The 10,907-nt window shown below is 44.1% G+C and carries 9 protein-coding genes and 1 pseudogene; 4 read left to right on the forward strand and 6 right to left on the reverse strand.

Annotation, left to right across the window (positions count from 1 at the left end; translation table 11 throughout):
* The 3 genes and pseudogenes from VR7878_RS20115 to VR7878_RS20125 form a co-directional block, all read right to left on the reverse strand.
* Positions 1-85: pseudogene (locus VR7878_RS20115) on the reverse strand (IS200/IS605 family transposase); the annotation flags it as partial.
* Between the two features lie 202 nt (positions 86-287).
* A complete protein-coding gene (gene gpt / locus VR7878_RS20120) occupies positions 288-752 on the reverse strand; it encodes a xanthine phosphoribosyltransferase (protein WP_077337750.1) in 465 nt (154 codons plus the stop codon).
* Between the two features lie 36 nt (positions 753-788).
* Positions 789-2,078, reverse strand: a complete 1,290-nt coding sequence (locus VR7878_RS20125) for an NCS2 family permease (protein WP_077337751.1) — start codon at positions 2,076-2,078, stop codon at positions 789-791.
* An 837-nt stretch (positions 2,079-2,915) separates the two neighbouring features.
* On the opposite strand from VR7878_RS20125, the gene VR7878_RS20130 reads away from it, so the two are divergent.
* The 3 genes from VR7878_RS20130 to rimK all read left to right on the forward strand — a co-directional run bounded on the left by VR7878_RS20130 (position 2,916) and on the right by rimK (position 6,093).
* Positions 2,916-4,397, forward strand: coding sequence for an aminoacyl-histidine dipeptidase (locus VR7878_RS20130; RefSeq protein WP_077337752.1), 1,482 nt, complete (start codon positions 2,916-2,918; stop codon positions 4,395-4,397).
* A gap of 353 nt (positions 4,398-4,750) precedes the next feature.
* Positions 4,751-5,191 carry an ATP-dependent zinc protease family protein gene (locus VR7878_RS20135; RefSeq protein WP_077337753.1) on the forward strand — a complete coding sequence of 147 codons (441 nt, stop codon included), beginning with the start codon at positions 4,751-4,753 and terminating at the stop codon, positions 5,189-5,191.
* The gene (gene rimK, locus VR7878_RS20140) at positions 5,188-6,093 is read left to right on the forward strand and encodes a 30S ribosomal protein S6--L-glutamate ligase (RefSeq protein WP_077337754.1); all 906 of its coding nucleotides are present in this window, start codon (positions 5,188-5,190) and stop codon (positions 6,091-6,093) included. The genes VR7878_RS20135 and rimK overlap by 4 nt, the downstream gene beginning before the upstream one ends.
* A gap of 79 nt (positions 6,094-6,172) precedes the next feature.
* Here the strand turns inward: rimK and VR7878_RS20145 are convergent, their stop codons facing one another.
* Both VR7878_RS20145 and dinB read right to left on the reverse strand, forming a co-directional pair.
* The gene (locus tag VR7878_RS20145; RefSeq protein WP_139344179.1) at positions 6,173-7,534 is read right to left on the reverse strand and encodes a sodium-dependent transporter; all 1,362 of its coding nucleotides are present in this window, start codon (positions 7,532-7,534) and stop codon (positions 6,173-6,175) included.
* A gap of 288 nt (positions 7,535-7,822) precedes the next feature.
* Entirely contained in the window at positions 7,823-8,881 is a 1,059-nt protein-coding gene (gene dinB, locus VR7878_RS20150) for a DNA polymerase IV (RefSeq protein WP_077337756.1), read from the reverse strand.
* 476 nt (positions 8,882-9,357) lie between these two features.
* On the opposite strand from dinB, the gene VR7878_RS20155 reads away from it, so the two are divergent.
* Positions 9,358-10,431, forward strand: a complete 1,074-nt coding sequence (locus tag VR7878_RS20155; protein WP_235862926.1) for a M23 family metallopeptidase — start codon at positions 9,358-9,360, stop codon at positions 10,429-10,431.
* A 261-nt stretch (positions 10,432-10,692) separates the two neighbouring features.
* On the opposite strand, the gene VR7878_RS20160 is transcribed toward VR7878_RS20155, so the two are convergent.
* On the reverse strand, positions 10,693-10,907 hold a 215-nt coding region (locus VR7878_RS20160; protein WP_139344037.1), incomplete at its 5' end, for an integrase core domain-containing protein.

The raw sequence follows: 10,907 nt of genomic DNA on the forward strand, positions 1-10,907 counted from the left end.
ACACTTGCCTTCTATATTTCGGTGCAAAGACTATGTGGTATTTACAGTTCCAGCGCGTGTGCGCTAAGCTCTTTTCGTCCCCCATTGGGACCCCCTTTCAATTCTTAATTAACTCTTGTAGTTGCCAGACCACAAGACGTTTTTATCAAATTGAAAGGGGTTATATAACTGACTTATAGCTGTAAGCTTTACGGAACCCCCAGCCTAGCTGGGGGTTTTCTCTATACAAAAAAATGGCCCATAACAGGACCATTTTCTCAAATTAGCATCAATTCATAGGAAAAGATCTATTTCAGCTTACGATTCACTGGCTCAACATAGGATAGTACAGTATCCCAAGGTTGTTCAATCCATGTATCCTGAGCAACATCAACGATATACTCGTCGACCAAATCTTTACCGGCTGGCTTGGCACAGACCGTCACAAGTTTCGCTTTTGGATACAACTCGCGAATTTTACGAGCCGTATCACCACTGTCGACTAAATCATCAACAATCAAATACCCTTCACCATCATGTTCAGGCGCCTTCAGAACGCTCATATCGCGCTGATGATCGTGGTCATAACTAGAAATACAGATGGTATCCACATAACGAATACCCAATTCCCGGGCAAGAATTGCTGCCGGAACAAGACCACCACGACTCACACCAATCAGACCTTTCCACTGTTCTGCGGGCATTTGACGCTCGGCAAGCTGGCGACAATACATCTGCATATTATCCCATGTAATCAGGAATCTTTTGCTCATTATTTTCTATCCAATTTTTATCTAAAATCTAATTCGTTAGCCTGCAATATATTTTACAACAAAAATTGCAGCCATGACCCACACGCTGAGTGAAACATTGCGCGCTTTACCACTCAAAAGTTTAATCACTGCATATGAGATAAAACCTAAAGAGATACCTTCAGCAATTGAAGACGTGAGAGGCATCATTAAACAGGTCACGACAACAGGTGCCGCTTCTGTGAGATCCCGCCAGTCAATACTAACCAACCCAGATAGCATCAGAATAGAAACGTAAAGCAGCGCACCTGCTGTTGCATATGCGGGAATCATACCAGCAAGGGGCGCAAAGAATAAAGCAAATAGGAACAGAATGCCAACCACAACAGCCGTCAATCCAGTCCGTCCGCCAGTCGCGACACCAGCAGCACTTTCAATATAAGAAGTCGTATTCGATGTGCCGAGCAGCGCACCGGCAACCGTTGCTGAAGAATCAGCCAATAATGCCCGGTTCAGACGAGGAATTTTTCCATCTTCACCGATGAGATCAGCTTTTTGAGCAACGCCTACTAAGGTTCCGGCCGTATCAAACAGATCGACAAACAAGAATGCAAATACAACCGAAATCATGCCGACATCTAACAGCGCGGAGAAATCCAGTTGTAAAAATGTCGGAGCAATGCTCGGTGGCATAGAAATCAAACCGCCCCAGTGAACATCACCCAGCATCAGGCCAATCGCACTGATTGTCAGAATAGCAATCATCACACCGCCTTTCACATTACGATAAACCAATGCGATCGTGAGAAAGAAACCGAGGGCGCCTAAAACACAATGCAGCGAAGTAATATGACCAAGAGAAACCAGTGTCGCTGGATTATCAACGATAATCCCCGCATTTTTTAACGCGATAAAAGCAAGAAACAGACCGATCCCTGACGAAATGCCGGTCCTTAAAGACATCGGAATTGAATTGATAATCCATTCGCGAATCTTAAATAAACTCAGCAAAATGAACAGAACGCCAGAAGCAAATACCGCAGCTAAAGCAACTTGCCATGTATACCCCATGCCGAGCACGACGGTGTAGGTGAAAAAGGCATTCAGTCCCATTCCCGGAGCCAGAGCGATCGGATAATTGGCGATAAACCCCATGATGAAACAGCCAACAGCGGCCGCCAGACAGGTGGCAACAAAAACGGCGCCACGATCCATTCCGGTATCGGCTAAGATTGCTGGATTGACAAAAATGATATAAGCCATGGTCAGAAAAGTCGTAATTCCCGCAATGACTTCTGTTCGCATGGTTGTACCATGTTCACTCAATTTAAATAGCTTCTCGATCATGATGGTTCCTGTATAGATTCAAGTAAACGGTTGCGTAAACGATTGGGAGGCGATTATAGAGAGTAAATACGGCAAATTCTAGCGTAATTCATATAAAAACTGACTGAATAATCAAGTTTATGAAACCTTGTAAATATCCCGGTTTACGCGACAAAAATTATCAAAAATGCGCTTTTTATTGCCTTCGATGACCCAATAAGACAGACAATACCAGGCGAAAAGATAAAAAAACGCCACTTCATATGAAGTGGCGCTGGAAAGGGGTCAAAATTTCCAATAAAAATTAGGGGTGAACAAAAATGTCCGAGCTGCAAGTTTCTATCGTTTCCAACTGACAATGTTTCCAACTGGCTATCACAGCAGTCGGTTAGAGTTCCCTGAATATTCCCCATCAATCTCACTGGGAGTACTGCACTCAGGCAACACCATAAACTGGTTAACATAGAAGCATTGCAAACAGGGATAAATATACCATAAAGAAAATTTATTACAATAATACTGTGACAAAAACCAGATAAATTCGATTTTTGTGGCTGTTTATTGAGATTAATGTAATTAAATTACCAAAAAATGTGAAAATTTATTCCTAAACAGAAATAATAATAATCAATTCCATTCATATTAGTTTTAAAAAAACATGTCTCACGCTATCCCCTTCATGGCGAGGGTGATATTCTCTTGCTATCGGCTGGTGCGCATTGTCTTCAGTACAAGCATGTCTTCACTAACGAATGCTTAAGTACAAACTAAGCTTTAAGTACAAATTAAGCTTTAAGCACCAACTCAGTTTGATTTGATCCACTTTTCATCGACCACCTTGTGGAACAGGAGTCTTCAGTGTCAGAATTCCAATCCGAAATTAGTCACCTTTCACCGTCTCTCGTCTGGACGTTTTTCGATAAGATATGTTCTATCCCACATCCTTCATACCATGAAGAAAATCTGGCCCAATACATTATTACATGGGCTCAAGAGCAATCACTCGATGTCAGACGGGATCCGACGGGTAATATTTTCATTAAGAAACCCGCGACATCAGGCATGGAAAACCGGAAAGGTGTCGTGTTACAAGCACATCTGGATATGGTGCCGCAGAAAAATGAGGAAACGGTCCATAACTTTGAACAGGATCCAATCCGTCCTTATATTGATGGCGAGTGGGTTACCGCTCAAGGCACGACTCTCGGAGCAGACAATGGTATCGGGATGGCGACCTGCCTTGCTGTTTTAGCTTCAGACAATATTCAACATGGTCCTTTGGAAGTGCTGTTGACGATCAATGAAGAAGCAGGCATGACTGGTGCATTTGGTCTGGAACCGGGTTACCTTGAAGGAGAGATCCTGCTGAATACCGACTCAGAACAAGAAGGCGAAGTTTATGTCGGCTGTGCCGGTGGCATTAACGGCCTACTTGCTTTTGACGTTGAACGCTGTCAGGTTCCGGCAAACCACGTGATCCGCAAACTCCAACTCAAAGGTCTCAAAGGCGGCCATTCTGGCTGTGACATCCATCTCGGACGAGGCAATGCCAACAAACTATTAGCCCGATTTTTGGCACAACATGCCGAACCTCTGGCACTTCGACTGATTGATTTTCAAGGCGGCTCACTGAGAAATGCCATTCCTCGTGAAGGTTTTGTGACCCTTTCTCTCCCGGAAGACAATGTCTCCAGGCTGACGGAAGCATTTCAATGCTTCACTGAAACCATTCGTCAGGAACTGGAACAAGCCGAAAACAATATCATAACCGAATGCCATCACATTGAGTTAGATCCAGCGCATCACCAGGTATTCGATTTACCGACTCAGCAACGTTTCATTGCTACGCTCAATGCAAGCCCCAATGGCGTAATTCGCATGAGTGATGATTTCCCCGGTGTCGTTGAAACTTCACTGAATCTGGGGGTTGTCAAAACTGAAGCATCAACAATCTCTATTCTGAGCCTGGTCCGTTCTTTAATCGACTCAGGTCGCCAACAGGTAGAAAGCAGCCTCAGGTCTATTGCCGAACTGGCCAATGCACAAGTTGATTTCTATGATGCATATCCCGGTTGGAAGCCTGATACCAATTCAGCCATTATGGCCATCTTCAGAGAGCAGTATGAAAATATCTATGGTCATAAACCGAATATTATGGTGATTCATGCCGGTCTCGAATGTGGGTTATTTAAGCGTCCTTATCCGGATATGGATATGGTGTCGTTCGGTCCAACCATCAAGTTCCCCCATTCTCCGGATGAAAAAGTACAGATCAGTACCGTTCAGCAATTCTGGGAACAAATGATCGTCATGCTAAAAAGCATTCCTGAAAAAGACTAAATCACAATATACCGTAGCGGAATCCCCGCTTCCGCTGCGGTAAACACTATTCTCATACAATGTCGATTTGGGCAATATATCTCATTGAAAATAAAATAAATTTATACGTAACCTCCGGTTCGAAACATCCATCATGATTATTTATCGTGACGGATAATTTTTTTGTTCGCTCAATGCTGAAACTGCTGGTAGTGTTCGCTCAGGCAAAACCACATCTGTTTAATAATTAAGCGCATTTCTGTATAAGATGCTCCCTAAGGGCTATGATTGTCAGTGGGGGAACAGCCTTGCAGAAATAAATTGCCCAGCGCCTTTCCTATCGATTCAACGTCTATCAATCGAAGAACATAAAGATGAATGAAAAAATTATGATTGGCTGGAGAGAAACTCTCAGTCTCCCGGCCTTGGGAATTCCTAAAATCAATGCAAAGATCGATACAGGCGCAAAGACATCTTGTCTCCACGCATTTAAAGTAAAAGCCTTCAAAAAAGAGGGCATACAATGGGTACGATTCTGGTTGCACCCCCATCAAAAGGATGATTCAGAAATTGTCATTTGCGAGGCACCCGTACTTGATCGACGTATCGTCCGCAACTCCGGTGGCTATGAGGAAAAACGGTATGTGATCCGCACAGAGATCAAGCTAGGTACAGAACAATGGCCGATCGATATTACACTGACAAACCGTGAAAATATGGCTTTTAGAATGTTATTAGGCCGGACAGCGATGCGCCCGAGAATCATCGTTGATCCGGATGCTTCATTTCTACTGACTTCTGGTGATAACGCATGAAAATTGGCATTCTTTCGCGAAACAGCTCGCTCTATTCAACCCAGAGGCTGATTGAAGCGTGTAAAAACCGGGGGCATGAGTACAAAGTGATCGACGCTTTACGTTGTTACATGAATATCAACTCAGAAAAACCAGAAATCCACTTTAAAGGGGAGCAGCTATCCGGGTTTGATGCCATCATTCCACGCATCGGCGCATCAGTGACCTTTTATGGCACAGCCGTCTTACGTCAGTTTGAAATGATGGGGGTTTATCCGGTGAATGAATCTGTCGCGATCAGTCGTTCCAGAGACAAACTTCGCTCCATGCAACTCTTGTCGAGAAAGGGCATTGGTATGCCTATCACCGGATTTGCCAGCAAACCCGATGATATCAAGGATTTATTGAACATGGTCGGCGGTGCACCGGTTGTCATCAAACTCCTTGAAGGAACACAAGGGATTGGCGTGGTTTTAGCTGAAAACCGTAAAGCTGCGGAAAGTGTGATTGAAGCCTTTATGGGGCTCAAAGCAAACATCATGGTTCAAGAATATGTGAAGGAAGCCGGTGGTGCTGATATCCGTTGTTTTGTCATTGGCGACAAAGTGATAGCCTCGATGAAACGTCAGGGCGCAGAAGGTGAATTTCGCTCCAACCTGCATCGGGGCGGAACAGCAACGCTGGTTAAAATTTCTCCTCAGGAAAGAAAAACAGCGATTGATGCAGCAAAGATTATGGGACTCAATGTTGCCGGAGTTGACCTGCTCCGCTCCTCTCGCGGCCCACTCGTGATGGAAGTCAATTCGTCTCCCGGTTTAGAAGGAATTGAAAAAGCAACGGGCAAAGATATTGCCAGCATGATCATTGAGTTTGCCGAAAAAAATGCACAATTGAGAACAACAAGAACTCGGGGAAGAGGATAACATATCCCCCTCAAGCGTCGGTGACACACACTTGAGGGGATAACTGCCGCAATACGAACAGCAATATAAATCTCCTATCCTACTGAGAGAAAAGAGAAAACCACATCACAGCAACCACAAAGACAGGACAAACATATTTAATATATACGGGCCATAAACGTCCGAACCAATGTTGAGAAACACCCGGAAATCCATGCTCAAGCTCGGTAATTTTAGCCCGATGACGCCAGACCCATCCCCCGAACAGACAGAACATCAACGCAGCAAGCGGCTGTAGATACTGTGTCGCCAGCATCACCACCAAACCAAACAGTTCTGCAAAATGATAGAGCACCACGACACTCAATAGCGCAATGACCGTCCCTAATATCCACGTCGTCCCATTCCGGCTGGTATTCCACCGTTCACTCACAAGCGTGACCGGACATTCAAGCATGGAGATTGATGAAGTCAGTGCGGCAATGGTCAACAACAAAAAGAAGATGACCGCAAAAAACTGCCCGAACATTCCCAAACTCTCAAACATCATCGGTAATACACGGAAAACCAAAGTATCTGAATTGAGTAAACTCCCATCCGCAGCATAAATTTCAACACCTTGCTTCATTGCCACAAACATCGCAGGCATAACCACTAACCCTGCAATAAAAGCAACCCCGGTATCAACCAGTGTGACACTCAATGCCATTTTGGGCAGATTCTCTTTTTTACTCAAATAGGAACCATATACCAACATTGAACAGCCGCCGATGGTCAGCGAGAAGAATCCTTGTCCCATCGCGGCAAGGATTAAGTCTTTATTCCAAATTTTGGAAAAGTCAGGAATCAGATATTGCTTGAGTCCTGCAACTGCCCCGTCTTGCATTAAAATATAAATGAACAATACAGCAAAGAGAACAAACAGCGCCGGCATCAGACGTGTCGACCATTTTTCAATGCCCTGCTTAACACCGCCCTGAACAATCAAAATCGTTAAAACATAGAAAATAATGGTGCCGAACAAATTACGTTCAACAGAGAAACCTTCTAACCACTGCGACAGTTCTCCCCACCCCAGTAGCTGACAAACTGCAGCCAGAAAGAAGCAAATGATCCATCCACCGACAATACTGTAAAATGCGAGCACAGCACAGGGCACACTTAACCCCAGCCACCCAACACCAGCCGCAAATTTCTGAGCTTTGGGATCAGGAGAAAGTGAGCGCATACTATCAACTGGATTTGCCTGACCATGACGCCCAATCGCCATTTCAATGACGAGCATCGGGAATGCAACAAAGGCAATCAAAACGAGATAAACCAACAGGAAAGCACCGCCACCATTACTGGCAACCTGAGTCGGGAACCCCCAAATATTACCTAAACCAACCGCAGCACCGGAAGCCGAAAGAATAAACCCAAGCCGGGACGCAAAAAAATCACGCGAAGAAGATTGTGCCATACCACTCATACAACATATCAACAAACTAGTTGATGAGTACAATAATCGAAAAATTGGCTTTTCACAATCAAAAAAGCGATTCTTTGGTGTTTAACGCCCAAATACTCCTATATTCAGCTGTGAATGAACATAAATAGATAATAAGTCTCTCTTTCCTCAGTCGTGGAATCACATTTATCCAGCGTTAGGTCATCGTTCATGTAGAGCGCTACACTTCACATGATCTGCCTTGACTAAATGCACGACAAATTGCTGCAAAAAACATCGCGAAAGATCAACAGCCCCGAGTCACCAATCAAAACTCATTTGTTCTTTTTCAGTCTGTTCGGCATTCAGTCCGACGGACAGACCAATCAGTCGAATCCCTCGCCCTTGTTGTCTTGACAGCGCATCTCGCAATAACTCAGTAAAAAAGTTCTTATCTAAGGTTTGTTGTTTGTGTTCAACAGTCGTTTGCTTAAAATCATCAAATTTCAGCTTGACCCCTTGCCGAACGATTTCCTTTTCCGGGGATATTTTTTCGAGCCGAGTCACTAAGGATGGATATAATCGGTCAATCACCGCTAAACACTCGGCTTCGGTATAAATATCTGCACTGAATGTTCTCTCAACGCCAACCGACTTTCTGACTCTCGATACTTCAACCGCTCTTTTATCGATACCGTGGCACCTATCCCACAACGTTTGCCCTAAACGACCAAAGTGTCTGACTAACAGATGGTGCTCATATGCTTTCACGTCTTTGCCATAAAACAGGCCGAACTTGTGTAGTTTCTCTAATGTAACTTTTCCCACGCCGGGGATTTTACCCAGTGGCAATTCCTCAATGAAAGCATCCAATTCGCTCGGAGGAATCACACAAATACCATTCGGTTTATTCATATCCGAGGCGATTTTGGCAACAAATTTAAGAGGGGCAACGCCGGCACTTGCCGTTAGACTCAGCTCAGATTCAATGGTCTTTCTGATATCTTGAGCAATCAGTGTCGCCGAGCCTTTAAACAGCGGGCTATGCGTGACATCCAGATAAGCTTCATCTAAAGACAGTGGTTCAATCAAATCCGTGTATCTGATAAAAATTTCACGGATTTGCTGAGAAACAGCCTTGTACTTCTCCATATTTCCGGAAATCACCGTCAGATGCGGGCATAACCTGAGCGCATGAGCTGTTGGCATAGCAGAGCGAACCCCGTACTGGCGCGCTTCATAACTACAAGTCGAGAGTACACCTCGTCCAAACTGAGAGCCTCCGATGGCCAATGGAATACCTCTCAAATCAGGGTTATCTCTTGCTTCAACCGCGGCATAATAACAATCCAGATCGATGTGAATGATTTTATTGGTCATAAGTATCCAGTGCCATATCCAGATGATGAAGACAACTTTGTGCAGCCATTAGGATAAATTCCGTGACTAAAAGCATTTCAATAACACGCCAAAATACTGTTCACATATACAGCATAATACAATATTGTTCTAGAAATAAAAGAAGGGAGACATGACTAAATAATGCGCGACACGTCGCTCATTTGGAATACAACCCCATCGGGTTATCGATATCGATCTAATTTGCTAAAAATATACCTTCAATGACGCGTTCTGCGTGAAATGATCAAACCACTCCAAACTTATTGAATCATTTCATATTTACATAAACATGCACTGACTTGTGGGATGCTGCCAGAATTACACATTTAACACTCCATATGATGCATATTGTGCTATAGGATGAGCAAACACTAAGTGCATACGGAGTGCCATTTATGTTTAACAAAAAATATATGTATTTCGGATTAGTGTTGCTAGGTATAAGCAGTGGTGCTATGGCTCATTCTTTATATCCCAACATAACTCCCCACGAAATCCCTCAGGCAAAGCTCATCAATAGTGAACTGCCAAATATTTTGATCGGTGATAATGAGTTTGTCTACCAGCCTCATTTCCGACCGTTTGATATTGATAGTTTTTTTGCGAATACCCAACCTTCATGGCAGGCACGCAAAGAAGCACTTAAACATTGGGCAGGGGCAACGGGCGTTGATCCCAGAATCCTGTTAACGACCCTGATGATTGTTCATCCCAAACAAATACCGACAGCTGATGAGATTAAAGCGGTAGCAAATCAGTTGTCACAACATTTTTACTACTACGATTCACGCAAATCACTGGTGCAGGAAAATTACAACGCTGCGACTTTGGCGATCGCACAACAACTGCCGACATTAACGGATTGGAACAATTGGCAACGTCAATATGAACAATGGTTCGGCCCGATCCTTCCAACACAACAAGCACAACCACAGGTAAAGCCAGCAGCACCGGCTCTTTCTCTGGCACCTTCTCTTGCTGATGCGAACCGCGATCTCGGTGTTATCCAGTGGCCATGGATGCAAGGCTATTCATGGAAACCGAATGGTCCACATTCGCACACTGGGGATGGATATCCGTTATCATCTATCGATGTTTCCTACAATTGGCCAGACTGGGGAGCGCCCACTTATAGTGTTACGGCCGCTCACGATGGTTACGTAACTGTCATGTCTCGTTGTCAGGTCAGAGTGACTAACCCCAACGGATGGGAAACTAACTATTATCATATGGACTGGATTCAGGTAGAGAATGACCAATGGGTAACGAGAGATACTGAATTAGGTATTTATGCAAACCAACGTTCAACTGCACTGTGTGAAGGTGGTTCATCGACTGGCCCACATTTACATTTTTCTTTACTTTATCGAGGACGTTTTCAATCTTTACAGGGTGTTCAGCTAGGTCCATACAAAATACAAGTCGGCCGTCACAACTATGATAGTGATTGTAACTATAGCTGGTTATACGATACACGAAATGGACGCAAAGTGTGCCTGTATCAAAGCGTTGATAACCCGCCTCTTTAGAGCTTCGAGCTTGTCTCATTTCATCAGCAGATAAACGATTATGTTCAATCTCCCAAGTCGTGGAGATTGAACATAAAACCCATCAATTTGCTTTCAAAGCCTGACCCTTAAGATTGCTCCTCACTTGAAGGGTTTTCCTCTCCCCCACTTTCTCATCCGTTTATCGTGTGAGCTCAACTAAAGTTGAGAGCAAGGCTTAGGCGCTCGTTTCAACAATCGAATTCGTGGCAGTAACAGTCCCGTATGACCTGCCCCCAAGAATTAATCCAAAATTTCATTAGTAATGCTTATTAAATCACCATTGTTCGTTACTGTTCTTGTGGTTGCTGCAAACTCAGATGGAGTCAGATAATCCAGTGCTGAGTGAGGACGATTTTCATTGTAATCCATACGCCAGCTACTGATGAGTTCACGAGCATGACTCAGATCCCGAAACCAATGTTCGTTTAAACATTCATCGCGGAACTTTCCGTTAA

The organism is Vibrio ruber DSM 16370 (genome assembly GCF_900163965.1).
Lineage (GTDB): Bacteria > Pseudomonadota > Gammaproteobacteria > Enterobacterales > Vibrionaceae > Vibrio > Vibrio ruber.